The sequence below is a fragment of the Bradyrhizobium sp. 62B genome (assembly GCF_030272265.2).
Lineage (GTDB): Bacteria > Pseudomonadota > Alphaproteobacteria > Rhizobiales > Xanthobacteraceae > Bradyrhizobium.
Window position 1 is genome coordinate 7,213,784 of the sequence record NZ_CP092841.2, and the last position, 26,002, is coordinate 7,239,785.

The following is a 26,002-nucleotide window of genomic DNA, read 5'->3' on the forward strand; positions in this document are numbered from 1 at the left end:
TCAGAGAGAAAATGTCACCACCACATGGCCTGACCGGGACCCTGGGTTGCGTCACGGTCGGGCACGTTGCGGTCGAGCGACCGGTCGAGTGACGTCAGCACACTTCGCTTGAAAGTCTCGAACAGCGGCGAATTGCGGTCGCGCGGGCGGCCGAGATTGATCTCGATCTGGTCGAACAGCCGGCCCGGCCGCGGCCGCATCACCAGCACGCGGTCAGCCAGCACCACGGCCTCGTCGACGTCATGCGTGACAAGAATCAGCGTCGGTCGCGTGTCGGCCCAGAGGTCGAGCAGATGATCCTGAAGGTCGCGGCGGGTGAAGGCATCGAGCGCCGAAAACGGCTCGTCGAGCAGGAGCACCTCCGGCTGCGGCACCAGCGCGCGTGCGATCGCGACGCGTTGGGCCTGCCCGCCCGACAGCTCGCGCGGCCAGGCCTGCGCCTTCTCGGCGAGGCCGACGCGCTCGAGCGCGCGCGCGACCTTCTGGCGCCGCTCGACCGCAGGCAGGTCGGCAAGGCCAAACCCGATATTGTCGGCCACGCTGAGCCAAGGCAGCAGCCGCGGCTCCTGGAAGATGATGCCGATCTTGGCGTGCGGCGAGGCGATTGCCTCGTTGTCGAGGCTCACCGTGCCCGAGCTGGCGCGGTCGAGACCGGCAATGGCGCGGAGCAAAGTGGACTTGCCGCAGCCGGAGCCGCCGATGATGGCGATGATCTCGCCCTGCTTGATCTCTGCGGAGAAGCGCGCCAGCGCATGCACGCCATTGGGATAGGTCTTGCTGACCCGGTCGAGCGCCAGCATCGCGTTACGCCCCCTTGTCAAGTTTCTTTGGCACGCCCGAAGGCGTCCTGCCAGCGCAGGAACGGCGCGGCGGCAATCTCGATCAGCCAATCCGTGAGCTTGCCGAGGATGGCGAAGATCACGATCGCGGCCAGGATCTGCGCGGGCTTGCCGAGCTGCTGGCCGTCGAGCAGGAGATAGCCGAGGCCTTCCGAGGCGCCGATCAGCTCGGCGGCCACCACGAACATCCAGCCGAGGCCGAGACCGACCCGCAAGGACACGACATAAGCCGGCAGCACCGCAGGCAGCAGGATACGGCGGATCATGGCCGGCCCGGAGAGGCGGAACGTGCGGCCGACCTCGACGATCTTGCGGTCCACCGAGAGGATCGCGCCCATCACGCCGAGATAAACCGGGAAGAACACGCCGACCGCGATCAGCGCGATCTTCGAGGTCTCGAAAATGCCGAGCCAGAGAATGAACAGCGGCACCCAGGCCAGCGAGGGGATCGCGCGCAAGGCTTGTACGGTGGGATCAAGAAGTCGCCGCGCCAGCGACCAATAGCCGGAGATGGCGCCGAGCACCGTGCCCGCGACCACGCCGAAGGCGAAGCCGAGCGCGACGCGCCACAGCGTCGCGGTGATGTGGCGGACCAGCTCACCGGAACGGGCAAGCTCGGCGATGGTGGCAAACACGCGCGAGGGCGGCGGCACCAGCCGGCCGTTGGACCCGCCGAGCCAGACCAGGAACTCCCAACCGAGCGCGAGTGCGAGCGGCAGCAACACACCCAGCATCGGCCGTGCATAGCGGGCGAGCCGAGACGGCGCGGCGGCGCTTTCGGCTGGTTCCGATGTCTGTTGCAAGACTGGTGCGTCGGAGATCATGGCCGTTAGGAAGCGCGTCTTCCGCGAGATTGCAACACGACTCTTGCAGCGCCCTCCGCTGCTTTTCCCTTCTCCTCTTGTGGGAGAAGGTGGCGCGAAGCGCCGGGGGTTCTCTCCGCGCGCAATACTGACCGTGAGGAAAGATACCCCTCACCCGCCTCGCTTCGCGAGGCACCCTCCCCCACAAGGGGAGAGGGAAAGAGCACCTCAATTCGTCGGCAACGGCACCTGATCGTCGATCAACGCATCCAGCGTCGCCTTCACGTCGACCTTGGCATCGACGACGCCGGCCTGCTGCAGGGCGAGGCCGGCGGCGAGGATCGACTCGCGCTGGGGGGCACCGATGCGGCTATGGGTGAGCTCGGTCCGCTCCTTGAGCTGCTTGTCGACGACGGCCTCGGGAAGCTTGGTCACGGCGATGAAGGTCTTCTTCAGCTCGTCGTAATTGGCCAGCGAATACTTTCGCGCCTCCTCGTAGACCGCAAGCACGCGGCGGGCGGCGTCCGGATGATCCTTCAAGAACTGCTCGCGCACATTGAGGATGCCCCAGGTGTTGGCGTCCGCCTTGCGATAGAACAGCTTTGCGCCTTCCTCGACCTCGGCCTGCGCCATCATCGGATCGAGGCCGGCCCAGGCATCGACGTCGCCGCGGATCAGCGCGGTCTTGCCGTCGGCGTGCTGCAGCAGCACCGGCGTGATGTCCTTTTCGGTGAGGCCGGCGCTGAGCAGCGCGCGGACCAGGAAGATGTGCGGATCGGTGCCGCGCGTCACCGCGACGCGCTTGCCCTTGAGATCGGCAACGCCAGCGATCTTGGAATCCTTGCCCGTCACCAGCGCGGTCCACTCAGGGCGCGAATAGACGTAGATCGACTTGATCGGGTTGCCGTTGATCTTGGCCACCAGCGCCGCCGACCCCGCGGTCGAGCCGAAATCGATCGAGCCGGCATTGAGGAATTCGAGCGCCTTGTTGGAGCCGGCCGACTGCACCCAGGTGATGGTGATCCCGTCCTTGGCGAACTCCTTCTCCAAGAGGCCCTTCTGCTTCAGGACCATCGACACCGGGTTGTAGGTCGCCCAGTCGATGCGGATTTCCTTGAGCGGATCCGCCGCCTTTGCCGCAGGCGCCACCGCGAGCGCAATCGCGCCCGCCAGCAGAATGCGTCGTGTCATCCCAGTCATGCCCAGCCTCCTCCAAAACTTCATTGTTTTTCAATGAGTTAAATCTAGAAATCAACGAGAAAATCCGTCCCTTGAAAGCCCGCCGGCCGAGAACAGATTTGCCCGAAGCCTCCGCTTTCCAGCATGGAACGACTATTGCCAGAGAATGGCGGGTGACAGCGCCTGTCACCTCTTATATCCGGTGAGGCATGGACAGCGTCGCGACTGAGCACAAGGCCGAGGTGGACGAGCGTTTCGACACTGCGCGGATCACCGCCGCCGTCGATGCGCTTGTCGAAAAGCATGGGGGACGCGAAGACGCGTTCCGCACGGCCATGGCGCAATTGCTCAAGGCCGAGCTGATCGCGGCGCGCGCCGCGGCACAGGACATCCTCCTGAAGGACCGCCACGGCCGCCGCTGCGCCGAGCGGCTCTGTCACGTCCAGGACGAGATCATCCGCATCCTGTATTCGGCGGCGACCCGTCATCTCTACCGCTCGCCGATCCCGAGCGGCGCCGAGCGCATGGCGGTGGTCGCGACCGGCGGCTACGGCCGCGGCCTGATGGCGCCCGAATCCGACATCGATCTCTTGTTCATCCTGCCCTACAAGCAGACCGCCTGGGGCGAGCAGGTCGCCGAAGCCATCCTCTACTGCCTGTGGGACATGGGGCTGAAGGTCGGCCACGCCACGCGCTCGGTGGACGAGTCGATCCGGCAGGCACGCGGCGACATGACGATCCGCACCGCCATCCTGGAGACTCGCTTCCTGACCGGCGACAAGCCGCTCTACGACGAGCTGGTCGCGCGCTTCGACAAGGAGGTGGTGCAGGGCACCGCGTCGGAATTCGTCACCGCAAAGCTCGCCGAGCGCGAGGAGCGCCATCGGCGCGGCGGCCAGTCGCGCTATCTGGTCGAGCCCAACGTCAAGGACGGCAAGGGCGCCTTGCGCGACCTGCACACGCTGTTCTGGATCGCCAAATACGTCTACCGCGTGCGCGACACCGACGAATTGGTCGAGCGCGGCGTGTTCGACGCGCAGGAGTATCGCAGCTTCCGCCGCTGCGCCGACTTCCTGTGGTCGGTGCGCTGCAATCTGCATTTCTACTCTGGCCGCGCCGAAGAGCGCCTCTCCTTCGACCTCCAGCGCGAGATCGCGATACGGCTCGGCTACACCTCGCATCCCGGCATGCAGGACGTCGAGCGCTTCATGAAGCACTACTTCCTTGTCGCCAAGGAGGTCGGCAACCTCACCGCCATCCTCTGCGCCAAGCTCGAGGACCAGCAGGCCAAGCCCGCGCCGGTGTTGAGCCGGATGATGGCGCGGCTGCGGCCGACCGCGGCGAAACGGCGCGTCCCCGACAGCGACGACTTCATCGTCGACAACAACCGCATCAACGTTGCAGCCCCGGATGTCTTCAAGCACGATCCGGTCAATCTGATCCGGATCTTCCGGCTCGCGCAGAAGAACAACCTCGCCTTCCATCCGGACGCGATGCGCGACGTCACGCGCTCGCTCGGCCTGATCAATGCGCAAATGCGCGAAAATCCCGAGGCCAACCGGCTGTTCATGGAGATCCTGACCTCCGACAACGCCGAGATCGTGCTGCGGCGGATGAACGAGACCGGCGTGCTCGGCCACTTCATCCGCGCCTTCGGCAAGATCGTCTCGATGATGCAGTTCAACATGTATCATCACTACACCGTCGACGAGCATCTGATCCGCTGCATCGGCTTCCTCCAGGACATCGAGCGCGGCGGCGTCGAGGAGTTCACGCTCGCCAGCGACCTCATGCGCAAGACGCGGCCCGAGCACCGCGCGGTGATCTATATCGCCACGTTGCTGCATGACGTCGCCAAGGGCCGGCCGGAGGACCACTCGATCGCCGGCGCCAAGGTCGCGCGCCGGCTCTGCCCGCGGCTCGGCTTCAGCCCGGCCGACACCGAGCTCATCGCCTGGCTGATCGAGGAGCATCTGACGATGTCCACGGTCGCGCAGTCGCGCGACCTCTCGGATCGCAAGACCATCGAGAATTTCGCAGCAGTGGTGCAGTCGGTCGAGCAGATGAAGCTCCTGACGATCCTGACCACCGCGGACATTCGCGGCGTCGGTCCGGGCGTGTGGAACGGCTGGAAGGCGCAGCTGCTGCGCTCACTGTATTATGAGACCGAGCCGGTGCTCACAGGCGGCTTCTCGGAGGTCGACCGGGGCAAACGTCTTGCGTCCGCCCACGCAGAATTCCGCATGGCCTTCGCAGAATGGCCGGCGGAGGAGCTCGACGCCTATATCGGCCGGCACTATCCGGCCTATTGGCTCAAGGTCGAGCTGCCGCGAAAAATCCGCCACGCGCGCTTCGTCCGCTCCAGCGAGCAGGCCGGCCACAAGCTTGCGATCAATGTCGGCTTCGACGAGGTGCGCGGCGTCACCGAGCTCACGATCTTCGCGGCCGACCATCCCTGGCTGCTGTCGATCATCGCGGGCGCCTGCGCCTCGGCCGGCGCCAACATCGTCGACGCCCAGATCTACACCACGACCGACGGCCGCGCGCTCGACACGATCTCGATCTCCCGGGAATACGACCGCGACGAGGACGAGGGACGGCGCGCCACCCGCATCGGCGAGATGATCGAGGACGTGCTGGAAGGCAAGCTGCGTCTGCCCGAGGTGGTGGCCCGCCGCACCGTGCGCAGCAAGGCAAAACCCTTCGTGATCGAACCGGAAGTGACCATCAACAACCAATGGTCCGACCGCTACACCGTGATCGAGGTCTCGGGCCTCGACCGGCCCGGCCTGCTCTACGAGCTGACCACCGCGATCTCCAAGCTCAACCTCAACATTGCGTCAGCCCACGTCGCGACCTTCGGCGAGCGCGCGCGCGACGTGTTCTACGTCACCGACCTCCTCGGCGCCCAGATCAGCGCACCGACACGCCAGGCCGCGATCAAGAGCGCGCTGACCCATGTGATGGCCGGCGACAAGGCGGTTGCGGCACCGGCGGCGTGAGCTTCCTCATGTCCGGACTGGCCGCGGTGCGGCGCCCGGATTGAGAAGGGAAGAGGCCGGCAGGCCACGCCCTTCCCCTCTGCTGATCATCGCGCCGACCTTTGTTCGGAAAGTCGTAGCGCGTTCACCAGCGCAGACAACGCAGCCGGTTGATGCTGACGACTGGGATAGTACATGAAGAAGCCGGGAATTGGCGGCGTCCAGTCCTCCAGCACCCTGACAAGGCGGCGCTGCGCAACATACCCGGCGACCTGCTCCTCATAGGCGAGTCCGACACCAACCCCGGCGAGCGCTGCCTGGATCACCAGGTGGGTATCGTCAATGATCAGCGGGCCGTTCACGTTGATCGTGACCGACTTTCGACCCTGCTCGAACTCCCACCGATATGGACCGCTCGCAAGACGCAAGGTAATGCACCGATGATCGTTAAGGTCCTTTGGATTTTCGGGAATGCGTCGTGAAGCGAAATATCGCGGCGAACCTACGACCGCCAGCCGCAGGTCGGGCGTGAGACGAACCGCGATCATGTCCTTTTGGATGTACTCGCCAAGCTGAATACCGGCATCGAACTCGCCCGCCACAAGATCCACGGGACCAGTGACGGTGACAATGTCCAGAACGATGTCAGGGTAGACCTCAGCGAAAGCTCTCAGCCGCGGCAATAAGACCATCACGGCGGCTGATCGTGACATCACGATTCGAAGGCGGCCTTGGGGCCGACGCCGAACGCTTCGGGCCTTGTCGAGGGCCTGACGAATTTGCTCGAGGGCCGGAGACAAGTCTTCCAAAAGGGCTGCCCCGGCGGCGGTCGGCGCAACGCTCTTAGTTGTTCGGGCGAGCAGCTTCAACTCTAGCCGCTGCTCGAGTCTCCGGATTGTATGGCTCAAGGCAGATTGGGATACACCGAGCTTTATCGCAGCGCGTGTAAAGCTTCGTTCGTTGGCTACGACCGCAAAGGCGGCGAGTTCGTTCATTTCGTTGGTCATCGTTCATGAATATTGCTCACGAGCCTATGCCAAGCAAGGTGTCTAGTTTCATGAGCCACTTTGCCGTAGGTCTTTGCGGGCAACGAGACGACTTGCAGCAGCTTTCCTGAACGCGGGGCAGGTCGAGGCTCAGCACAGCCGACCGAGCCGCATGAATGAGTCCGGCACAACAACTTGAGGAAGACCATGGACACGGATGTTTCTGCCTTGCGCTCCCTGGCGCAGACCTATTTCGATGCTGCCTATGAAATGGATGCTGAGAAGTTTGCGTCCATATTCCACCCATCGAGTTCCGTGACGAAGGTCGCCGAGGACGGCAATGTCGGCGTGACGCCGATTGCGGCCTGGCTGGCAGTGGTCCGCAACATCAAGGCTCCGAAGCAACAGGGCTGCGAGCGCGATGATCAGATCGTGTCGATAGATGTCGAGAGAGAGCTCGCGCTCTTGAAGGTGAAACTGCAAATTCCGCCGCGTTCCTTCACGGACCTGTTGTCGTGCTTAAAGGTGAATGGAACATGGAAGATCGTGCAGAAGGTGATGACGTCGGAAATCTGACGAGTTCGGCATAAGGGGAGAACATCCAAGAGATCGCCCGACGATCGCTCGTTCTCAGAGGGACTCCCGAATCTTCACCCCCTCGTGCCGCAGCAGCCAGCGTTTGCGTTCGAGCCCGCCGCCATACTTCACCAGCGAACCATCCGCGCCGATCAGCCGATGACATGGCAGCACCACGCTGATCGGATTGGAGCCGTTGGCATGGCCGACGGCGCGAATGGCTTTGGGCAGGTCGATCTTTGCAGCGAGTGCGCCATAGCTCATCGTGGTGCCCGCAGGGATTTGCGCGAGCGCGGTCCAGACCTTCTGCTGGAACGGGGTGCCGGCGATGCGCCATGCGATGCCCGAGAGCTGGCCGAGATCGCCGTCGAAATAGCCTGACAGCGCCGTCCGCATGGAAACGGGCGCAGGCCGGTCACGCAGCTCCACCACGCCGTAGTGCAAGCGCAGGAGCTCTCGCATCCGGTGCTCGTAATCATCCCAATCCAGCGCGCGCAGCGCGCCTTCCGCGTCGGTAACGAGCAGCGCGGTGCCGATCGGCGTCGTCAGGCGATCGAGGCCGAAGCTGACTGAGGATTTGGTTGACCGACTGGCCATTGCGGCACCATTGCAACGAAACACGCCCATCGCACTTGCCATGCCGGCCGTGGTAACGTCCACCCGAAAGCTGACGCTTTGGGGGAGCTCACCTTGATTCTGATCGCCAATGTCCTGGTGGCGCTGGTCGCCGCGCTGCACGTCTTCTTCCTGATCCTGGAGATGTTTCTCTGGGACAAGCCACAGGGCCTGAAGGTGTTTCGCAACACGCCTGAGAAGGCCGAGATCACGAAGGTGCTGGCCGCCAATCAAGGTCTCTATAACGGCTTCCTCGCGGCCGGACTGATCTGGGGTCTCGTCCACGACAACCCGGCCTTCGCGTTCCAGATCAAGGCGTTCTTCCTGCTTTGCGTGATCGTGGCCGGCGCCTATGGCGCCGCGACCGTCAGCAGCCGCATCCTGATGGTGCAGGCGCTGCCGGCGGCGATCGCGCTGGCGGCGTTGTTCCTGGCTTAGCTTCTGGCCTGAGACGCTACGGCGCAGCGCCGCGATCCTTGCGCGGCGGCGAACCTTCCTCCACAATCTTCGGCAGCGATGGCGACCGTTGCAATCAGCGGAAAAAGACCATCGGCGGAAAATTCCGTCTGGAGGAACATCCACATGAACAATCGCAGAGCCTTTCTAGCTGCCACGGCGGCGCTCGCCGTCGCGTTCTCCGCGAACCAGGCCTTTGTAAGCCAGGCCTTCGCGCAGAAGAAATACGACACCGGGGCGAGCGACACCGAGATCAAGATCGGTCAGACCGTGCCGTTCTCCGGCCCCTATTCCGTCTACGCCAATATCGGCAAGACCCAGGCCGCCTATTTCAAGATGATCAACGATCAGGGCGGCATCAACGGCCGCAAGATCAATCTGATCCAGTATGACGACGCTTATTCGCCACCGAAAACGGTCGAGCAGGTGCGCAAGCTCGTCGAGGGCGACGAGGTGCTGTTCACCTTCCAGCTGATCGGCACCGCAGCCAATGCCGCCGTGCAAAAATATCTGAACGGCAAGAAGGTCCCGCAGTTGCTGGCCTCGACCGGCGCGGCGCGCTTCAACGATCCGCAGAACTATCCCTGGACCATCGCCTACAATCCCAATTACGTGTCCGAGGGACGGATCTACGCCAAGTACATTCTCAAGGAGCATCCGAACGCCAAGATCGGCGTGCTCTACCAGAACGACGACATGGGCCGCGACTATCTCGCGGGCCTCAAGAGCGGCCTCGGCGACAAGGCCAACATGATCGTCGGCGAAGTCTCCTACGAGGTCACCGACCCGACCGTCGACTCCCAGGTGGTCAAGCTGAAGTCGATGGGTGTCGACGTGTTCTTCGATGCCTCGACGCCGAAATTCGCGGCGCAGGCGATCAAGAAGCTGGCCGACCTCGGCTGGACGCCGGTGCACATCCTCGACATCAATGCGAGCCCGATCTCGGCGACGCTGAAGCCGGCCGGCCTCGACATCTCCAAGGGCATCATCTCGACCCAATACGGCAAGGAGCCGAGCGATCCGCAGTGGAAGGACGATCCCGGCGTGAAGGCCTTCTTCGCCTTCATGGACAAGTACTTCCCGGAAGGCGACAAGCTCAACACCGTCAACACCTATGCCTATTCGGTGGCGGAGTTGCTGGTGCAGGTCCTGAAGCAATGCGGCGACGACCTGACGCGTGAGAACATCATGAAGCAGGTCGCCAACATCAAGAACTTCACGCCGAGCTTCGCGCTCCCCGGCATCAAGATCAACACCGGGCCGAACGACTTCCGCGTCAACAAGCAGATGCAGATGATGAAGTTCAACGGCGAACGCTGGGAGCTGTTCGGACCGATCATCGAGGACACGGGACCGTCGGGCTAGCGAGACCCGGATACCTCGCCTCTGCCCGGACAGAGCACGTAAAGGACGCTCGCCCTCCCCGGGGTGCGGGCGTCCTGCTTCCCACGGCCGGCCGCGTCGTCAACCATACCTGAAGGTCCCAGCGTCGGTTCGACTAAAGTCACTTTCGTGACCAGCATGTAATCTTGCGTCGCAGCAGAGCCTCCGCCACACTCCCGCCCAGCGATGACGTCCGCCGCCGACGGGGCGATGGAAAGATCGTCCGCGATAACAAACCGAGGAAATTGCGAATGAGGAACGGATTTTTGCATCTGGTCACTGGCACGGCGCTCGCTTTGGCGCTGTCGGTCTCGGCGGCCAATGCCCAGAAGAAATATGACCCCGGCGCGTCGGACACCGAAATCAAGATCGGTCAGACCAACCCGTTCAGCGGTCCCGCCTCTGCTTATGCCACGATCGGCAAGACCCAGGCCGCTTACTTCAAGATGATCAACGATCAGGGCGGCATCAACGGCCGCAAGATCAACCTGATCCAGTATGACGACGCCTATTCGCCGCCCAAGGCCGTGGAGCAGGTGCGCAAGCTGGTCGAGAGCGACGAGGTGCTGCTGACATTCCAGCTTCTCGGCACCCCCTCGAACGCTGCCGTGCAGAAATATCTCAACGCCAAGAAGGTGCCGCAACTCTTCGCGGCCACTGGCGCATCGAAGTTCACCGACCCCAAGAACTTCCCCTGGACGATGGGCTTCAATCCCAACTACTTCGTCGAAGGCCGCATCTACGGCCAGTACATCATCAAGAATCATCCGAACGCCAAGGTCGGCGTCCTCTACCAGAACGACGATCTCGGAAAAGACTATCTGAACGGCATCAAGGCCGGGCTTGGAGACAAGGCCTCCAGCATGATCGTCGCGGAAGCTTCGTACGAAGTGTCCGATCCCACCGTCGATTCACAGATCCTCAAGATCAAGTCGGCAGGCGCCGATTTGTTCTTCAGCGCCACGACGCCTAAACAGGCCGCGCAGGCGATCAAGAAGATCGCCGAGCTCGACTGGCACCCCGTGCATATTCTCGACATCAACGCCACTTCGGTCGGCGCCGTGATGAAGCCCGCTGGACTTGAAGCATCCAAGGGCGTGATCAGCGTCAACTATGGCAAGGATCCGCTCGATCCGAGCTGGAAGGATGATCCGGGCATGAAGAAATATTTCGAGTTCATGGCCAAGTACTATCCGGACGGCGACAAGGATTCGAGCTTCAACAGCTACGGCTACTCGACCTCGCAGTTGATGGCTTACGTGCTCCAGAAATGCGGCGACGACCTGACCCGCGAGAACGTCATGAAGGTCGCCACCAGCCTGAAGGACGTTGAACTCGACCTGTCGCTGCCCGGCATCAAGGCCAATACGTCGCCGACCGACTACCGCGTCAACAAGCAGCTTCAGATGATGAAGTTCAACGGCGAGCGCTGGGAGCTGTTCGGCCCGATCCTGGAGGATGCGGGTCCGGCCGGTTAGTTCTCAAGAACGCTGCCTCAACGACGTCATGCCCGGGCTTGTCCCGGGCATCCACGTTCTTGGAGGCGCGAAAGGAAGTCGTGGATGGCCGGGTCAAGCCCGGCCATGACGACCGCGAGAGATCGGTCCAACGGCACTCACACCGGTATCTCGCCAAAATTCTTCCCCACCGGCAGCACCGCGTGCCGGATGAGGCGGGAATCCTCCACCGCGGCCTGCCTGTGCTTCACCGCCTCGCGATAAACGGGGTCGCGGATCATCTCGACGAAGGCGGCGACGCTCGGATACTCTGCGATGAAGCAATGGTCCCAGCGTTCGTCCTGCGGGCCGATCAGCATCAGCTCGAACCTGCCCTGCCAGACGATGCGGCCGCCGAGGCGTTCGAACACCGGGCCGCTCTCGCGGCCATAGGCCGCGTAGGCTTCCGCGCCGCTCGCCTTGCGTCCGTCCGGATAGGCCGCCTCTTTCCGCAACCGCACCAGGTTGAGCATATGGATCGGGCCGGGACGGTCGTTCTCCCGGAACTGCGCAAAAATCTCCTTGCTCGGATCGATATGGCCCATGAGCGCTCCTTCTTCTTGATGCCGACGATTGTAGCTTTGGCGCCAAGGATGCGGAACAGCGGGGTGCGAATGCCCCACCTCCTAATCACGCGTTAACGCCGGGGTAACCGGGCCTTAAACAGCGACCGCTAGCGTGCGACGGGGCGGGCTGACCGGGCGTTTTGCGTATGGCGTGGGGAAAGAAAAAGGGTGGGCGGAAGGAGCCGCTGTTCGGCTTGCCCGCGGCGCTCTCCGATCTGCGCCTGACCGCGGCGGATCGCGTTCCCGGTGGCGGCGACGACAAGCCGAAGAAATCAGCGAAATCATCCGCCAAGCGCAAGGCTGACGAGCCCGGCGGCGAGCCGCCGCGCGAACGCAAGGCGCCGGCCGGCCGGAGCGGCGCCAAGCGGCGCGCGAAGTCGCGGGGCGGGTTCGGCCTCGGCCGTCTGGTCTATTGGGGCGCGGTGCTGAGCCTGTGGGGCGGCATCGCGGTGATCGGCGTCGTGATCTATGTCGGCGCCCATCTGCCGCCTATCCAGTCGCTGGAGATTCCAAAACGCCCGCCGACGATCCAGATCGTCGGCATCGACGGCAGCATGCTGGCGCAGCGCGGCGAGATGGCCGGCGCCAATGTCGCGCTGAAGGACCTGCCGCCCTATTTGCCGAAGGCGTTCATCGCCATCGAGGATCGCCGCTTCTATTCGCATTTCGGCATCGATCCCGTCGGCATCCTGCGCGCCCTCGTCACCAACGTTCTGCACCGCGGCGTCTCGCAAGGCGGCTCGACGCTGACGCAGCAGCTCGCGAAAAACCTGTTCCTGACCCAGGAGCGCACCATGCAGCGCAAGCTGCAGGAGGCGGAGCTCGCGATCTGGCTGGAGCGCAAGCACTCCAAGGACGAGATCCTGGAGCTCTATCTCAATCGCGTCTATTTCGGCTCCGGTGCCTACGGCGTCGAAGCCGCCGCGCAGAAATATTTCGGCAAGTCGGCGAAGAACGTCACCGTGGCCGAGGCGGCGATGCTGGCCGGTCTCGTCAAATCGCCCTCGCGCCTCGCCCCGAACCGCAATCCCGAAGGCGCCGAAGCGCGTGCGCAAATCGTGCTCGCGGCGATGGCGGATGCAAAATTCATCACCGACGCGCAGGCCAAGGCCTCGATCGGCCATCCCTCCTACAATGTGAAGCCGGCCGGCGCCGGCACCGTCAATTACGTCGCCGACTGGATCGGCGAGGTCCTGGACGATCTGGTCGGCCAGATCGACGAGAGCATCAAGGTCGAGACCACGATCGATCCCAAGCTGCAGAGCGTGGCGGAAGCCGCCATCATCGACGAGCTCGCGGCCAAGAGCGTGAAGTTCAATGTCAGCCAGGGCGCGCTGGTGGCGATGACGCCCGACGGCGCCGTGCGCGCGATGGTCGGCGGGCGGAACTATTCCGAGAGCCAGTACAACCGCGCGGTCACCGCCAAACGGCAGCCGGGCTCGTCTTTCAAGCCGTTCGTGTACCTCACGGCGCTCGAACAGGGCCTGACGCCCGACACGATGCGCCAGGACGCGCCGATCGAGGTCAAGGGCTGGAGGCCGGAGAACTACACCCATGAATATTTCGGCGCGGTGACGCTGACCCAGGCGCTGGCGATGTCGCTCAACACCGTCGCCATCCGTCTCGGCCTCGAAGTCGGACCGAAGAACGTGGTGCGCACCGCGCACCGGCTCGGCATCTCCTCAAAGCTCGAGCCCAATGCCTCGATCGCGCTCGGCACGTCGGAAGTCTCGGTCGTCGAGCTGGTCGGCGCCTACGCGCCCTTCGCCAATGGCGGCTTCGCAGTGGCGCCGCATGTCGTGACGCGGATCAGGACGCTCAGCGGCAAGCTGCTCTATATGCGTCAGCCTGAAGAGCGCAACCCGGTGATCGACCCCCGCTATGTCGGCATGATGAACGCGATGATGCGGGAGACGCTGATATCGGGCACGGCCAAGAAGGCGGAGATCCCGGGATGGCCCGCGGCCGGCAAGACCGGCACCAGCCAGGATTATCGCGACGCCTGGTTCATCGGCTACACCGCAAACCTCGTCACCGGCGTCTGGCTCGGCAACGACGACAACTCGCCGACCAAGAAGGCCACCGGCGGCGGCCTGCCGGTGGAAGTCTGGTCGCGCTTCATGAAGACGGCGCACGAGGGTGTGGCGGTGGCAAACTTGCCGAGCGCACCAGGCGGCTGGGGCCTGTCGAACCTTGCGCAGGCGGCTTCGCAAGTGTCACCCCCGACAGCGATTGCGCCCGCACCGGCGCCGGCCAACAATGGCGGCTATCGCCCGCCGCCGACGCGCGCCAATGCACGGCCGGAGGCCGCGGCGGGACTCGATGGCTGGCTGATGGACCGGTTGTTCGGCGGAAACCGATAGGCGCGGCCTGAGGGCTTTGGCGACCTCAACACAAAAACCGCGAAAACAACCCCATGCACAGTAGCCGGCGCTAACGAAATCAACGGCTTGCGGGGGGAGGCACTGACGTTCGAAGCGCGGGCTTGGACGTCAGCTGCAACCCTTCGGGATTGACGTTCTACACCCGGCGGATCGCGCCCCCATCAACCGGGATCGCAGCGCCATTGATGTAGCGGGCGAGTGGAGAGGCGAGAAACGCGACGAGGTGCCCGATATCCTCAGGCTCCCCGAAATAGCCGGCAGGGATATTCTGCTTGATGAAGTCCGCCTTCGATTGCTCCGTTGGATGCAATTTCTGAATTTGAGCGGTGTTGATGCGGCCCGGTGCGATCGTGTTGACGGTGACACCATAGGGGCCGAGTTCGGACGATAGCGTTCGGGACCAGCTGACGAGAGCGGCCTTGGCCGGCGCCGCTCCATTGAGCTTAGGCGCAATAAGCGCACCCGAGATGTTGACGATCCGCCCCCAGTTTCGAGCCTTCATTCCCGGCGAGATGAGGTCGGTCAAGCGACGTGCCGCAAGGAAGTTGAGCGTCATCGCCTCGTCCCAGAAGGCATCGTCGGCCTCGCCCGTCACGGGTCTCGCCCCACCGGCGTTGTTGACGAGGATATCGACGTGCCCGCCGAGCGCGGCCGACGCTTCGGCTGCAATTTGCGCCGGGCCGCCTTGCGCACACACGTCCCCCACGACGATCACGGGACGACCGCCAGCGCGCGAGGCGAGGGCTCCGGCTACCTTCTCCAGCGCGGCCGCCGTCCGCGCACTGATTGCGACCCGCACCCCCGCGTCTGCCAGTGAGCCGGCGATGCCGCTGCCAATTCCGCCACTGGCCGCCGTTATGAGGGCGGTCTTGCCTTCCAGTCCGAGGTTCATCGGTTGATCTCCTCACAAATCAGGGGGATGCCCGTGGATTGATGATCAATGAAGAGGCTGTCGACTTGCGCGAAAGGGCTGGTCGGACACCGAGGCCGCTGAGAACAAAGTCCCATCAATCCATCGGCGCGCGCGGCTGCAAGCCCTCGCGCAAAAGGCGGGCGATGACAGCGTCAGATGAGGCAAAAGCGAGCCCTAATCCTCGACGCCGTAGCGGTGCAGGTCGTTGCCGTAGGTATCGAGCCACTTCTTGGCACGCTCCATCGAGGGGCAGACTTTGCCGCAGACGCGCCAGAACCGCGCCGAGTGGTTCATCTCGACGAGATGGGCAACCTCGTGGGCGGCGAGATAGTCCAGCACGAAGGGCGGCGCGAGGATCAGGCGCCAGGAGAACGACAGCGAGCCCGCGGAGGTGCACGAACCCCAGCGGCTGGACTGATCGCGGATCGACAGGCGCTTGACCCTGACACCGAGCTCGGCGGCGTAGGCCTCCGCCGACCGCTGCAGATCGCGGCGCGCCTCGCGCTTGAGGAAGTCGCTGACGCGGCGATCGACATGTTCGAGCCCGCCGGCGACGCAGAGAATCTTCTCGCCGCTATCGCGAGTCTCGGTCCACACCGTGCCGCGCGTGCCGGCGCGATGAACGATGCGATGCGGCGTGCCGCGAAGCGGTATCACCGTGCCCGGCTGGAACGGCGCGGCCTTCGGCAAGCGACCGAGACGCGCGGCGATCCACGCACCATGACGCTGCGCGAAGTCTTTGGCTTCGGCCAGCGTGCCGCGCGGCGGCATCGTGAGGATGGCTTCACGATCGCTCGGATGAATCCTGAGCGTGTAACGGCGCGCGCGGCGGTGCCGGCGCAATCGGATGGCAAAAAATTGCGATCCGTGGGTGATCAGGACGGTCTTTGGTTCGTGGGGCCGACGATAAAGGAGTGCGCGGGTGGCCATGTCTGTCAGTCCGGGGGGCAGGAGGGCGCCCGGATTCTGCCATAACCGCCGCCATGGGAAGCGCTCGGCGCAAAAACAAATCATTTGCCCAATATACAGCGGTCAGGCTTCCGGGAGACCCTACAGACTGGGGTTGGAACCGGCTTTTTTCGCCCTCGCTGGATGCATGCGGCACCCCCAAGAGGTGAGTGCTGACTCACTCCTATAAAGCTACCTAAATACCGCGAATCTGGTGGGTATTCACCCCCTCCGGAACGTCCGGCCGGGACCGGATTTTCGACGGGAAAGCCGAAAAAGCAGGTTATTCGGCCGCGCGCGCCTGCAACGAGCTCGGATTCGCCGCCGAAACCATGAAGTCGTGAATTCGCGGCACGATTTCCGACCTGAAGCGCGAGCCGTTGAACACGCCGTAATGCCCGACACCCTTCTGGACGTAATGAATGCGGCGATGATCCGGGATCGAGCTGCACAATGTGTGCGTTGCTTCGGTCTGGCCGAGACCGGAGATGTCGTCGTTCTCGCCTTCGACCGTCATCAACGCCACGCGCGTGACCTTGGAGGGATCGACGCGTGTTCCGCGATGGGTCATCTCGCCCTTCGGCAGCGAGTGCTTCACGAACACGGTGTCGACCGTCTGCAGGTAATACTCTGCCGAGAGATCCATCACCGCGAGATATTCGTCATAGAACTCGCGATGCTTGTCGACGAGGTCGCCGTCGCCCTTCACCAGATGGGCAAAGAGCTGCTTGTGGGCGTCCATATGTCGGTCGAGATTCATGCTGATGAAGCCGTTGAGCTGCAGGAATCCCGGATAGACGTCGCGCATCATGCCCGGATGCGGGAACGGCACCTTGGTGATGACGTGGTTGCGGAACCAGTCGATGCCGCGCTCCTGGGCGAGGTTGTTCACCGCGGTCGGATTGCGGCGAGTGTCGATCGGCCCGCCCATCAGCGTCATCGAGGTCGGCACAAAGGGATCTCGCCGCGCTTCCATGATCGAGACGGCGGCGACGACGGGCACGGAGGGCTGGCACACGGCCAGCACATGCGTGTTGCCGCCGAGGACATGCAGCATCTCGATGACGTAATCGATGTAGTCGTCGAGATCGAAGCGGCCGTCGCTGAGCGGCACCATGCGGGCATCGGCCCAGTCGGTGATGTAGACCTCATGCGCGGGCAGGAAGGCTTCGACAGTGCCACGCAGCAGCGTCGCATAATGGCCGGACATCGGCGCGACGATCAGCACGCGCGGCTGCGGGCTACGCAAAGGCCGCGCGAATTTGCGATCGAAATAGAGCAGCCGGCAGAACGGCTTTTCCCAGACCGAGCGGACCTCGACGGGAACGCGGATGCCGTTGACCTCGGTGTCGTTGAGACCCCATTCCGGCTTGCCGTAACGGCGCGTGGTGCGCTCGAACAATTCGCAGGCTGCGGCGACCGACTTGCCGATCTCGGTGCGCGCCCAGGGATTGAGCGGATTTTGAAACAGCAACTTGGTGGCGTCAGTGACCGCACGTGCCGGATTGAGAGAGGCGTGCGCCATCTCGTACATCCAGTACATCGGCGTCGTCAGGACCGGACTGCCTTCGGCCGCCAGGGGCGGCGCGCCGCCAAACTCACCAATAGGCATCGCTATATTCCTCTTCGCATCGCAGCATACTGCCGAATGCGTAATATTGCGTCAATGCATGGTTCCGTACATCTACGTGGCCGAAACGGCTCAACCGGCCTGAATCCACGAGAAAGTGACGCTATTCGCCGCCCGCCAGCAGCGAGCCGTGCTTCCTGGCGCTGCGTAAAAGGGCAAGGAATGCCCCAAAAGATGCAACCAGAAGCACCACATTGATGGCCAGTGCATCCAGCATCAGGTCGGTGCGGAAGGTGTTCTCGATCAGGAGCGCGCGCATTCCTTCGAACACGTAGGTCGGCGGCAGCGTCCAGGCGACATATTGCAGCCAAACCGGCAGCACGCTGACGGGATAGTAGATGCAGGCGAGCGGCAAGATCACGAACATCAAGGTCCAGACGATGCTCTCCGCGCCAAGGCCGTTTCGTAGCACCAGGCCCGAGACGAAGATGCCGACCGACCAGCTCGTGAAGATCAGATTGCAGAAGAAGGCAATCAACGGCAGGCCGAGCGCGTAGACGTTGAAGTGAAACAGGAACAGCGCCAGCAGCGTCATCGGGATGATTCCGATCGCGAGGCGGATCAGGCTCATGACCATCAGCGAGAGCAGAAACTCGATCGGCTTGAGCGGACTCATCATGAGGTTGCCGAGATTGCGCGCCCACATCTCCTCGAGGAACGAGATGGAGAAGCCGAGCTGGCCGCGAAACAGGATGTCCCAGAGGATGACGGCGCCGATCAGCGTGCCGCCGGCACGCGCGAAAAAGCTGGCATTCTCCGCGATGTAATATTGGATGAAGCCCCAGGTGATGACCTGCAGCGCCGGCCAGTACAACAGCTCAAGCAGCCGCGGCCAGGACGACAGCAAGAGATACCAATAGCGCAGGATCATCGCGCCGATGCGATGGGCGGAGATGCCGTGATGGTGGGAGATGTCGGTCATGAGGACACCCCGTAGCCCGGATGGAGCGCAGCGCAATCCGGGAATCTTGCCACAAGCGACAGGCGTCCCGGATTACGCTGCGCTCCATCCGGGCTACGGCTGCGTCTGCTCATCGCACCGCCTCCTTCCGGCCGCGCGCGACGTCGAGAAACACCTCCTCCAGCGTGGTGCGGTTGTAGCGCGCCATGATCGCCTCGGGCGTGTCGTCGTCCTCGATGCGGCCGCGCTTCATGATGATGACGCGGTCGCAGAGCCGCTCGACCTCGAGCATGTTGTGCGAAGCCAAGAGAATGGTGGCGTTGTTCGCCTTGCGATAGCGCTCCAGATGCGCCCGCACCCAGTCGGCCGTATCGGGGTCGAGCGAAGCGGTCGGCTCGTCCAGCAGCAGGAGCTCGGGCTGGTTGATCAGCGCCTTGGCCAGCGCGACGCGGGTTTTCTGCCCGGCGGAGAGCTTGCCGTTGGCGCGATCGATGAAGTCGGTGAGATCGAGATCGTCCGCGAGCTCCGCGATGCGGCCCGCGAGGTTCTTCACCGCATAGAGCTTGCCGAAGATGGTGAGGTTCTGCCGTACCGTGAGCCGCATCGGCATGTCGACATAGGGGCTCTCGAAGTTCATCCGCCCCAGCACGGCAGCGCTCTCCTCGGGCATCCGATGCCCGAGCACCTGCACGCGGCCGGAGGTCGGCAGCACCAGCCCCATGATCATCGCGATGGTCGTGGTCTTGCCGGCGCCGTTGCCGCCCAGAAGGCCGGTGATGCTGCCGCGCGGCAGGACAAAGGAGATGTCGTCGACCGCGCGGGTCTGCTTATAGACCTTGACGAGATGCTCGACCGCGATCGCCGCGGACGAGCTGCGCTCCGCGACAGTCGGCCGGCTTGAAGCCTCGTCATTCTCCGTCATGCTGACCGTTCTTCTGCTATTGCGGCAGGGAGCGCAAGGCTTGTAATCCGGTGGTTCCGCGAGCCCAGCGTTTGTGACCTTGGAAGGCGCCGCCACATTGGCCGATATGACCGAAATTGCTGCTTCCGACTTCCGCCCCTCGCAGCGGCATATCCGCCTGGATACGATCCTGCGGCTGCGCTGGCTTGCGGTGCTGGGGCAGCTCGCCGCGATCTTCATCGTGGCGCAGGGGCTGGAGTTCAACGTCGAGATCGTCCCCTGCGTCAGCATCATCGCTCTGTCGGCGGCCCTGAACCTGGCGCTGCAGACCGCGGCCAATCCGATGCAGCGGCTGGAGCCGATCCAGGCGGCCGGCCTGCTCGCGCTGAACATCGTGGAATTGGCCGGCCTGTTGTACTTTACAGGCGGCTTGCAGAACCCGTTCTCGTTCCTGTTCCTCGCGCCGGTGCTGATCTCGGCCACGGCGCTGCCGGCGCGCCTCACCTTCGGCCTCGGCCTGCTCGCGGTCGCCTGCGCCTCGGTGCTGTTCTTCTTCCATCTGCCGCTGCCCTGGGATTCCGACGATCCCTTGGTGCTGCCGCCGATCTACCTCGTCGGCGTCTGGCTCTCGATCGCGCTCGCGATCGGCGTCACCAGCCTCTATTCGTTCCAGGTGACCGAGGAGGCGCGCAAGCTCGCGGACGCGCTGGCCGCGACCGAGCTGGTGCTGACGCGCGAGCAGCATCTGACCCAGCTCGACGGCCTTGCCGCTGCCGCCGCGCACGAGCTCGGCACGCCGCTCGCCACGATCTTCCTGATCTCGCGCGAGCTGGAGAAGACGGTGAAAGACGCCAGTTTTGCCGCCGACCTGAAGACGCTGCGCGAGCAGACCCAGCGCTGCCGCGACATATTGAGCAAGATCACCCAGCTCTCCTCCACCGGTGCGCCGTTCGACCGCATGAAGCTGTCGGAGCTGATCGAGGAGGTGGTGGCCCCGCACCGCGATTTCGGTGTCGAGATCAAGGTGCGGATCGCGGTCGCCGCCGTGGCCGAGCCGGTCGGCTCGCGCAATCCGGCGATCCTCTACGGCGTCGGCAACATCGTCGAGAACGCGGTCGATTTCGCCCGCACCACGGTCGAGGTGAACGCGTGGTGGAACAAGGATACGATCGAGCTCGTGATCTCCGACGACGGCCCCGGCATTCCCCCCGATATCCTGAACCGGATCGGCGAGCCCTATCTGTCGCGGCGGCGAACCGTGGACGAGGGCGGTGGCGAACGACGCGGCCTCGGATTGGGCGTGTTCATCGCGCGGACACTGCTCGAACGCACCGGCGCCAAGGTCTCGTTTACCAACCGGACCTTTCCGGAACACGGTGCCGTGGTCCACATCAGTTGGCCGCGAGAGCGCTTTGAGGCTATCGAGACGCTCGAAGAAACAATAGGATAGCCGCGACCTTGCGTCGCACAACAGGGCCGATCGACTATCGGCGGCCTTGGCACCGCCCGATTGCGAGGCCATATGTAGACGCGTTGGAGAGAGGACAAAACCTTGAACGCCATCGCCGAACTGAACGAACAGACCGACCGCTCGCTGCTCATCGTGGAGGACGACAAGCCGTTCCTGGAGCGGTTGTCGCGCGCCATGGAGACGCGCGGCTTTGCGGTGACGTCATGTGACACCGTGTCGGACGGTCTTGCCCAGATCGGCAAGGCGGCGCCCGCATTCGCCGTGGTCGATTTGCGGCTCGGCGACGGCAACGGCCTCGACGTCGTCTCGGCGCTGAAGAAGAAGCGCCCGGATGCGCGCGCGATCGTGCTGACCGGCTACGGCAACATCGCCACCGCCGTCACCGCGGTGAAGATGGGCGCGATCGATTATCTCTCCAAGCCCGCGGATGCCGACGACGTCGTCGCGGCGCTGCTGTCGACCAGCGCGGAGAAGTCCGAGCTGCCGACCAACCCGATGTCCGCCGACCGCGTGCGCTGGGAGCACATCCAGCGCATCTACGAGATGTGCAACCGCAATGTCTCGGAAACGGCGCGCCGGCTCAACATGCACCGGCGAACCCTGCAGCGCATTCTGGCCAAGCGCGCGCCGCGGTAAGCTTCAACGGCTCGTGCCCCGGACGCAGCGCATTACGAAGTGATGCGCTGCAGAGCCGGGGGCCCATCTCTCAGAATCCATTGCCTTCTGGGTCCCGGCTCTGCGCAGCAACGCTACGCGCTGCAGCGCGTCCGGGACACGAGACCGTCCTACTCCCAAAACTCCGCGTGTCCCTGCGGATCGACCAGGCGGTTGATCCGTAACGCTGCTGCCATTGCAAACCGCACCGTCATCTGCTTGCGCGTGGCGGCCGCGAGCTTGTGCTCGGGCGCTTCGCAATGCAGGTGCGCGCCGTAGGCGTCGGCGACGATCAGGCCGGTCTCTTCCGGAAAGATCTCGCACGGCAGATCCTGCGTGAAGGCGAAGAACAGCCGGTCGCAATGGGCGCGGTATTCGTGCCATTTCTGATCGGCACGCAGATCCTCCACCGACGATTTGATCTCGACGATCCAGATCTCGCCGCGCTCGTTCAGCGCGACCAGATCGGCGCGCCGCCCCGAGGGCAGCGGCAATTCGCTGATGCAGGAGAAGCCGAGCGAACGTAACAGCCGCGAGGTGCCGCGCGCGATCGCAAGCGCCGTCTCGGATTGGCGGCGGTCGGGCGGTGGCACGAGGGAGAGGTTGCGGGCGGGGTTGTCCATGGCGAGGAGGATAGCCGATTCCGTGTGGGGCGGACACTGTCCGATAGGGGCGAGCTGTTACCACACACCCGGTGAGGATGCGGAACCTCCCCTCCCCCAAGCACTTATCACGCAGCCGCCGGTCCTCGGCGGAACCACCGAGGCGGCGCGCGCATGATCGACGATCTCTGGTACAAGAACGGCGTGATCTACTGCCTGTCCGTCGGCTCCTATATGGACGCCAACGGCGACGGCATCGGCGACTTCAAGGGCTTGCTGCGCCGGCTCGATTATCTGCACGGCCTCGGCATCACCACGATCTGGCTGATGCCGTTCCAGACCTCGCCGGGCCGCGACGACGGCTACGACATCGCCGATTATTACAGCGTCGATCCCCGCTACGGCACGCTCGGCGATTTCGTCGAGTTCACCCATGGCTGCAAGCAGCGCGGCATCCGCATCATCATCGACCTCGTCGTCAACCACACCTCGGACCAGCATCAATGGTTCAAGGAGGCGCGGCGCGACAAGAACTCGCCCTATCGCGACTGGTATGTGTGGTCCGACAAGAAGCCCGCCAATGCCAACAAGGGCATGGTGTTTCCCGGCGTGCAGAAATCGACATGGACGCGCGACAAGGAAGCGGGCGCCTATTACTTCCATCGCTTCTACGATTTCCAGCCCGACCTCAACACGTCGAATCCTTACGTGCAGGCGGAAATTCTCAAGATCATGGGCTTCTGGATCCAGCTCGGCGTCTCCGGCTTCCGCATGGACGCCGTGCCCTTCGTGATCGCGACCAAGGGCGCGAAGGTGAAGAAGCCGGTCGAGCAGTACGACATGCTGCGCGCGTTCCGCGAATTCCTGCAATGGCGGCAGGGCGACGCGATCATTCTCGCCGAGGCCAACGTGCTGCCGGAAACCGACATGGAATATTTCGGCCGCGACGCCGACCGCATGCACATGATGTTCAACTTCCACGTCAACCAGCATCTGTTCTACGCGCTGGCCTCGGCGGACTCGCGCGCTCTGGCCAAGGCGCTGAAAGCAACAAAACCGCGGCCGGCCACGGCGCAATGGGGCCTGTTCCTGCGCAATCACGACGAGCTCGATCTCGGACGCCTGACCAAGGCGCAGCGCGATGCGGTGTTCAAATCGTTCGGCCCCGACAAGGACATGCAGCTCTACGACCGCGGCATTCGCCGCCGGCTCGCGCCGATGCTGGGCGGCGACCGCAGGCGGCTCGAGCTCGCCTACAGCCTGATGTGCACGCTGCCGGGAACGCCCGTGATCCGCTATGGCGACGAGATCGCGATGGGCGACGACCTTTCGCTGCCCGAGCGCAATTGCGCGCGCACGCCGATGCAATGGTCGACCGAGCCGCATGGCGGCTTCACCAAGAGCGACAAGCCGGCCTGCCCCGTCATCGACAAGGGACCTTACGGCTATCCGCACGTCAACGTGGCAAAGCAGCGGCGCGATCCGAACTCCATGCTGAACTGGACCGAGCGCATCGTCCGCATGCGAAAGGAAGTGCCGGAGGTCGGCTGGGGCGATTTCGCCATCATCCCGACGCGCGATCCCGCGGTGTTCATCATGCGCTACGACTGGCGCAACAATTCGGTGCTGTTCGTGCATAATCTCGACGAGAAGCCGCGCGAGATCGCGTTCTCGGTGGGGCTATCGGGCGAGGCCGGCGCGCATTTGATCAATCTCCTCGCGGAGGACCACAGCCATGCCGACAAGCGCGGCCAGCACCGCGTCGTACTGGAGCCCTATGGCTATCGCTGGTACCGCGTCGGCGGGCTGGATTATCTGTTGAAGCGGAGTGACATCGACGGGAATACGGTACGTGGGAATAAGCATCCGGGGTGACGTCTCGACATGCCTCGCTGTATCCACCGGGACGACGGCTAGGGTGGAGCGACGATCACTCCCTCATTGCCACGCAGCTCCAGCACGCCTTCGATTCCTTCCCCCTCACGATCCAGGAACGTCGACAGCAAAATCCTGCTGCCGAAGCGGACGGCGCTCGTCGTCGCGGTGACCGGGTCCGCACCGAGATTAAGCGCCACGATCACCGCCCGGCCCTCGGCCTCGCGGCGATAGATCAGGAGATCGCCGTGCGCGGCGACCGGATGATAGTCGCCCGCGATCAGTTGTGGGCAACTCTGCCGCAAGCCGATCAGGCGCTTGTAGAGGTTGAGGATCGAGCGTGGATCGGATTCGAGACTGGCGACATTGTCGCGCACATAGTGCTCGGGCAGCGGCAGCCACGGCCTCACCGCGGAGAAGCCGGCGAATTTCGACGCATCCCACTGCATCGGCGTGCGGCAGCCGTCGCGGCCGACGCCGATGCCGGGCACGTTCTTCTCGAAGGGATCGCGGACATCCTCCGGCGCGACCGCGACCTGGTGCATGCCGATCTCGTCGCCGTAATAGAGCGTCGGCGTGCCGCGCAACGTCAGCAGCAGCATGGCGGCGACGCGGGCCTGCTCCGTGCCGACGCGGCTCGCCACGCGCGGACGATCGTGATTGCCGAGCACCCAGTTCGGCCAGGCGCCGCGCGGCAGCGCCTTCTCGTAATCCTCGACGATCTTCTCGATCGAGCGCGCGCTCCAGAACGTCGAGAGCAGCGCGAAGTTGAACGGCATCTGCGCGCCGGTGAGATCGTTGCCGTAATAGGCCATGAGCCGGTGCAGCGGCAGATAGATCTCGCCGATCAGTACGCGCGCGGAATATGCATCGGTGACGCGGCGCATCTCGGCGATCACGTCGTGCACCTCGGGCTGGTCGGTGGAGTATTGCGTCAGGATGCGCTCGTTCGGCGGCCGGCCCTCGACGTAATGCGGGTTCGGCGGATTGTCGCGGAATTCGGCATCCTTGACGAGGTGCCAGATCACGTCGACGCGGAAGCCGTCCACGCCCTTCTCCAGCCAGAACCGCATCACGTCGTAGATGGCGCTGCGGACGTCCGGATTGCGCCAGTTCAGGTCGGGCTGCTGGGCGAGGAAGGCGTGGTAGTAATATTGGCCCGTGGTCTCGTCGAGCTGCCACGCACTGCCGCCGAACTCGGACAACCAATTGTTCGGCACGCCGCCGTCGCCGGCCGGATCGCGCCAGATGTACCAATCGCGTTTGGGATTGTCGCGCGAGGATCGGCTCTCGACGAACCAGGGATGCTGGTCCGAGGTGTGGTTGGGCACGAGATCGAGGATCAGCTTCAGGCCGTTGTCATGGACGGCCGCGATCAGCGCGTCGAAATCTTCCATCGTGCCGAACAGCGGCTCGATGCCGGTATAGTCGGAAATGTCGTAGCCGAAATCGGCCATGGGCGAGGGGAAGATCGGCGACAGCCAGATCGCGTCGACACCGAGCGATTTCACATAGGGCAGCCGGCGCAAGATGCCGGCGAGATCGCCGACACCGTCACCGTCGGCGTCCTGAAACGAGCGCGGATAGATCTGATAGAAAATGCCGTTGCGCCACCAATTCTTGTCGTTCTGAGCCAAGATCATCCCCCGAATGCGCTTCGCGGACAGCAACGCGGAACCGCGCGAAGGGTTCACACAGGGGTGACGGCCGCCGCTGAGAGGACGTCGCCAGGGACCGCATGGCGCGGATTTCGCCGGGAATCGCCGTAATTTCGCGCCAGTCCGGCCTTTGTTCCGGCTTCAGCCCACCGCGATGCCAGTGGAACCTCGGTTCCGAGGGACGC

Annotated in this window: 22 protein-coding genes; 9 read left to right on the plus strand and 13 right to left on the minus strand. The window is 63.9% G+C overall.

The features are described 5' to 3' along the window. Window positions 1-14: 14 nt before the first annotated feature. The 3 genes from ML401_RS34580 to ML401_RS34590 all read right to left on the minus strand — a co-directional run bounded on the left by ML401_RS34580 (window position 15) and on the right by ML401_RS34590 (window position 2,842). On the minus strand, window positions 15-800 hold the full coding sequence (locus ML401_RS34580) for an ABC transporter ATP-binding protein (protein ID WP_285808775.1): 786 nt from the start codon (window positions 798-800) through the stop codon (window positions 15-17). A 17-nt stretch (window positions 801-817) separates the two neighbouring features. After that, window positions 818-1,663, minus strand: coding sequence for an ABC transporter permease (locus ML401_RS34585; RefSeq protein ID WP_285808776.1), 846 nt, complete (start codon window positions 1,661-1,663; stop codon window positions 818-820). Window positions 1,664-1,870: 207 nt separating this feature from the next. Then, window positions 1,871-2,842, minus strand: coding sequence for an aliphatic sulfonate ABC transporter substrate-binding protein (locus ML401_RS34590; protein WP_285808777.1), 972 nt, complete (start codon window positions 2,840-2,842; stop codon window positions 1,871-1,873). A gap of 188 nt (window positions 2,843-3,030) precedes the next feature. On the opposite strand from ML401_RS34590, the gene ML401_RS34595 reads away from it, so the two are divergent. Then, window positions 3,031-5,823: a [protein-PII] uridylyltransferase gene (locus ML401_RS34595; RefSeq protein ID WP_285808779.1), complete on the plus strand. Its 2,793-nt coding sequence runs from the start codon at window positions 3,031-3,033 to the stop codon at window positions 5,821-5,823. A gap of 86 nt (window positions 5,824-5,909) precedes the next feature. Here ML401_RS34595 and ML401_RS34600 read toward each other — a convergent pair whose 3' ends face one another. Next, window positions 5,910-6,797, minus strand: coding sequence for a LysR substrate-binding domain-containing protein (locus tag ML401_RS34600; protein ID WP_376717331.1), 888 nt, complete (start codon window positions 6,795-6,797; stop codon window positions 5,910-5,912). A gap of 198 nt (window positions 6,798-6,995) precedes the next feature. Here ML401_RS34600 and ML401_RS34605 point away from each other — a divergent pair, with 198 nt between their 5' ends. Further along, a complete protein-coding gene (locus ML401_RS34605; protein WP_285808782.1) occupies window positions 6,996-7,364 on the plus strand; it encodes a nuclear transport factor 2 family protein in 369 nt (122 codons plus the stop codon). A gap of 54 nt (window positions 7,365-7,418) precedes the next feature. Here the strand turns inward: ML401_RS34605 and ML401_RS34610 are convergent, their stop codons facing one another. Continuing rightward, a complete protein-coding gene (locus ML401_RS34610) occupies window positions 7,419-7,961 on the minus strand; it encodes a methylated-DNA--[protein]-cysteine S-methyltransferase (protein ID WP_194408496.1) in 543 nt (180 codons plus the stop codon). 99 nt (window positions 7,962-8,060) lie between these two features. Here ML401_RS34610 and ML401_RS34615 point away from each other — a divergent pair, with 99 nt between their 5' ends. The 3 genes from ML401_RS34615 to ML401_RS34625 all read left to right on the plus strand — a co-directional run bounded on the left by ML401_RS34615 (window position 8,061) and on the right by ML401_RS34625 (window position 11,296). Beyond that, window positions 8,061-8,417, plus strand: a complete 357-nt coding sequence (locus ML401_RS34615) for a DUF1304 domain-containing protein (RefSeq protein ID WP_285812783.1) — start codon at window positions 8,061-8,063, stop codon at window positions 8,415-8,417. 144 nt (window positions 8,418-8,561) lie between these two features. Beyond that, the gene (locus ML401_RS34620) at window positions 8,562-9,800 is read left to right on the plus strand and encodes an ABC transporter substrate-binding protein (protein WP_212064958.1); all 1,239 of its coding nucleotides are present in this window, start codon (window positions 8,562-8,564) and stop codon (window positions 9,798-9,800) included. A 269-nt stretch (window positions 9,801-10,069) separates the two neighbouring features. Then, on the plus strand, window positions 10,070-11,296 hold the full coding sequence (locus ML401_RS34625) for an ABC transporter substrate-binding protein (protein ID WP_211415393.1): 1,227 nt from the start codon (window positions 10,070-10,072) through the stop codon (window positions 11,294-11,296). Window positions 11,297-11,433: 137 nt separating this feature from the next. Here the strand turns inward: ML401_RS34625 and ML401_RS34630 are convergent, their stop codons facing one another. Further along, complete coding sequence (locus ML401_RS34630) at window positions 11,434-11,859, minus strand: DUF1330 domain-containing protein (protein ID WP_285808784.1); 426 nt, start codon at window positions 11,857-11,859, stop codon at window positions 11,434-11,436. Between the two features lie 167 nt (window positions 11,860-12,026). On the opposite strand from ML401_RS34630, the gene ML401_RS34635 reads away from it, so the two are divergent. Then, window positions 12,027-14,243 (plus strand): transglycosylase domain-containing protein, encoded by a 2,217-nt coding sequence (locus ML401_RS34635; RefSeq protein WP_259218101.1) that lies wholly within the window; start codon window positions 12,027-12,029, stop codon window positions 14,241-14,243. A gap of 157 nt (window positions 14,244-14,400) precedes the next feature. Here the strand turns inward: ML401_RS34635 and ML401_RS34640 are convergent, their stop codons facing one another. The 5 genes from ML401_RS34640 to ML401_RS34660 form a co-directional block, all read right to left on the minus strand. After that, window positions 14,401-15,156: an SDR family oxidoreductase gene (locus ML401_RS34640; RefSeq protein WP_285808785.1), complete on the minus strand. Its 756-nt coding sequence runs from the start codon at window positions 15,154-15,156 to the stop codon at window positions 14,401-14,403. Between the two features lie 195 nt (window positions 15,157-15,351). Then, a complete protein-coding gene (locus tag ML401_RS34645; RefSeq protein ID WP_211415390.1) occupies window positions 15,352-16,191 on the minus strand; it encodes a M48 family metallopeptidase in 840 nt (279 codons plus the stop codon). A 217-nt stretch (window positions 16,192-16,408) separates the two neighbouring features. Beyond that, entirely contained in the window at window positions 16,409-17,737 is a 1,329-nt protein-coding gene (locus ML401_RS34650) for a polyhydroxyalkanoate depolymerase (protein ID WP_194405050.1), read from the minus strand. A gap of 121 nt (window positions 17,738-17,858) precedes the next feature. After that, complete coding sequence (locus tag ML401_RS34655) at window positions 17,859-18,677, minus strand: ABC transporter permease (protein WP_194405051.1); 819 nt, start codon at window positions 18,675-18,677, stop codon at window positions 17,859-17,861. Between the two features lie 109 nt (window positions 18,678-18,786). Next, window positions 18,787-19,578, minus strand: a complete 792-nt coding sequence (locus ML401_RS34660; RefSeq protein WP_211415389.1) for an ABC transporter ATP-binding protein — start codon at window positions 19,576-19,578, stop codon at window positions 18,787-18,789. 106 nt (window positions 19,579-19,684) lie between these two features. Here ML401_RS34660 and ML401_RS34665 point away from each other — a divergent pair, with 106 nt between their 5' ends. Together ML401_RS34665 and ML401_RS34670 are read left to right on the plus strand one after the other, a co-directional pair. Further along, the gene (locus tag ML401_RS34665; protein ID WP_285812784.1) at window positions 19,685-21,007 is read left to right on the plus strand and encodes an ActS/PrrB/RegB family redox-sensitive histidine kinase; all 1,323 of its coding nucleotides are present in this window, start codon (window positions 19,685-19,687) and stop codon (window positions 21,005-21,007) included. Window positions 21,008-21,109: 102 nt separating this feature from the next. Beyond that, window positions 21,110-21,664: an ActR/PrrA/RegA family redox response regulator transcription factor gene (locus ML401_RS34670; RefSeq protein ID WP_008141807.1), complete on the plus strand. Its 555-nt coding sequence runs from the start codon at window positions 21,110-21,112 to the stop codon at window positions 21,662-21,664. A gap of 149 nt (window positions 21,665-21,813) precedes the next feature. On the opposite strand, the gene ML401_RS34675 is transcribed toward ML401_RS34670, so the two are convergent. Then, window positions 21,814-22,305 carry an MmcB family DNA repair protein gene (locus tag ML401_RS34675; protein ID WP_194405053.1) on the minus strand — a complete coding sequence of 164 codons (492 nt, stop codon included), beginning with the start codon at window positions 22,303-22,305 and terminating at the stop codon, window positions 21,814-21,816. A gap of 153 nt (window positions 22,306-22,458) precedes the next feature. Between ML401_RS34675 and ML401_RS34680 the strand changes: the two genes are divergently transcribed. Beyond that, window positions 22,459-24,159: an alpha-amylase family protein gene (locus ML401_RS34680; RefSeq protein WP_285808802.1), complete on the plus strand. Its 1,701-nt coding sequence runs from the start codon at window positions 22,459-22,461 to the stop codon at window positions 24,157-24,159. 38 nt (window positions 24,160-24,197) lie between these two features. On the opposite strand, the gene ML401_RS34685 is transcribed toward ML401_RS34680, so the two are convergent. Continuing rightward, the gene (locus ML401_RS34685; RefSeq protein WP_285808803.1) at window positions 24,198-25,796 is read right to left on the minus strand and encodes an alpha-amylase family glycosyl hydrolase; all 1,599 of its coding nucleotides are present in this window, start codon (window positions 25,794-25,796) and stop codon (window positions 24,198-24,200) included. Between the last annotated feature and the right edge of the window lie 206 nt (window positions 25,797-26,002).